The following is a 1863-nucleotide window of genomic DNA, read 5'->3' on the forward strand; positions in this document are numbered from 1 at the left end:
TCGCCAAGCTGACCGCCTCCGAAGCGGCGATGTGGATCACCCACCAGGCCGTGCAGATCCACGGCGGCATGGGGTACTCCAAGGAAATGCCGCTGGAGCGTTACTTCCGTGATGCCAAGATCACCGAGATCTATGAGGGCACCTCGGAGATCCAGCGGCTGGTGATTGCGCGCAACGAGACCGGGCTGCGCTGAGCAGGCCATGGGCGGCGCCGCAATGGCGCCGCCCGATTACCGTGGGCGCACGCTACCAGCTTGAGCAGGCGATCGTTTCGCCGTTCCACGTGCAGCGCAGCCGCAACGTCTCGATCCCGGAATCGTCCAACTGCATGCCGTACAGTTTGGCGGCCTGCATCCACTCACGCATCGTGAGGGGATCGGGGAAGTAATGGTCCCCGGCAAAAATATCGCCGGCCTCCGGCCCGGTAGCGGATGCGTCAGGAATCGGATTGCCCTGGGCGTCCCGGCTCTTTCCTTTCACGTAACGTGCTTGATCCACTGAGTTCGGCTCAATCACGAGGTGGGTCTGCGATCCGTCGCGCCATGTGATCTTGTAGGTCACAGAATCGACGCCAAAGAGGCGGCTGACGAAGCTCAAGCCAACCGATGACAACGTGGTGGAGATCGAATTCCATGCGGTGCTGCCTGTCGTGGCGCCAGAGAACGCGGCGCCGATGCGGCTCTCAAGCCTTGCGCGGCCCGTGGCGGACTGGACGACATCGTAGGCGCTGTAGTCCTTGAACTCCTCCGGAAAGACAATGCCATTGGCCGCGCCCGGGTCGTCAGGGTGGACCGGGATCACCGCCCCGTTGCCTGCTGCCTGCGGCGCGCCCAACGAACTGGCAGATGCATCCTGATTGGCAAGCCCCATGATGCGCTGGAAGGCGCTGGATACCGGCGACGGAACTGCCGTAGTGATGGCCCTGTAGCGCTTTAGCTCACGGTCGTACTCGACCTCGAAGCCATGGAGCTTTACTTGGGCCAGATCGACCACGAGCGTGGTTCCGGTGCCTGAGCTTGCGGCAATCTGGCGTGGATTGACGCAATTGTCGCAGACGACAAGTCCACCGGCGTGCGCGTCGCCTGACAGGAGCAGTCCGGCTTCCAGCAGCAGCGACAGTGACGTGGTAGCGAAAACACGGTGCTTCATGGTGTTTCTCCCCCGTTGAGCGCGACGGGCCGGTCATCCGGCGTGGATCGCGTGAGGGTCTTTTGTATCCCTACGGGTCACCGAAGACCGTGGCGCCGTCTACAGATGGATAACGATGTGTCGATCACGACATGGTGAGGCGTGGACGTCAGGGGTAGGTGCCGACCGTTGGTCGGCACGCCGATTGAGGCAGAATGTGCACTCGTTTTTTTGCCGGACATCCCATGCTGATTTACCGAGGCGCAGGTTTCCTGACCCTGCTCACCCCCATCGCCACGTTGCTGCTGCTGATGTGGCTGTGGCCCGACCCTGCCGTTGCCAAGGGCAATACCTCACTGACGCAGCTGCTGGTCGGATTCGGGATTGGTGCGGCGATCAATGTGCTGCTGGGTCTGGTGCTCAATCGCGGCCCACGTGCGCCGGGTGAGCGTGCCCCCCATCATTTCTTCTTCGTGCCGATGCAGTGGCCGTCGCTGGTGATCGTGGTCGTCTGCGCGGCGGTGGCGCTGCTGCGCTGACGCACGGTAGTGCCGGCCGCTGGCCGGCAACCAGACGGTGCATGCAGGACAGGGTAGTGCCGGCCGCTGGCCGGCAACCAGGCGGTGCATGCAGGACAGGGTAGTGCCGGCCGCTGGCCGGCAACCAGGCGGTGCATGCAGGACAGGGTAGTGCCGGCCGCTGGCCGGCAACCAGGCGGTCCGTGCAGGACAGGGA

General features: G+C 63.7%; 3 protein-coding genes. 2 read left to right on the forward strand and 1 reads right to left on the reverse strand.

The features are described from left to right. Window positions 1-194 (forward strand): acyl-CoA dehydrogenase family protein (locus AC1DQP_RS20065; protein WP_478052377.1); only part of this gene is annotated, 194 nt, incomplete at its 5' end. Between the two features lie 52 nt (window positions 195-246). Here AC1DQP_RS20065 and AC1DQP_RS20070 read toward each other — a convergent pair. Continuing rightward, window positions 247-1149, reverse strand: a complete 903-nt coding sequence (locus AC1DQP_RS20070; protein WP_457319977.1) for a hypothetical protein — start codon at window positions 1147-1149, stop codon at window positions 247-249. A gap of 224 nt (window positions 1150-1373) precedes the next feature. On the opposite strand from AC1DQP_RS20070, the gene AC1DQP_RS20075 reads away from it, so the two are divergent. Continuing rightward, entirely contained in the window at window positions 1374-1667 is a 294-nt protein-coding gene (locus AC1DQP_RS20075; RefSeq protein ID WP_457319979.1) for a hypothetical protein, read from the forward strand. Window positions 1668-1863 lie beyond the last annotated feature (196 nt).

The sequence above is a fragment of the Stenotrophomonas sp. P5_A8 genome, assembly GCF_056400545.1.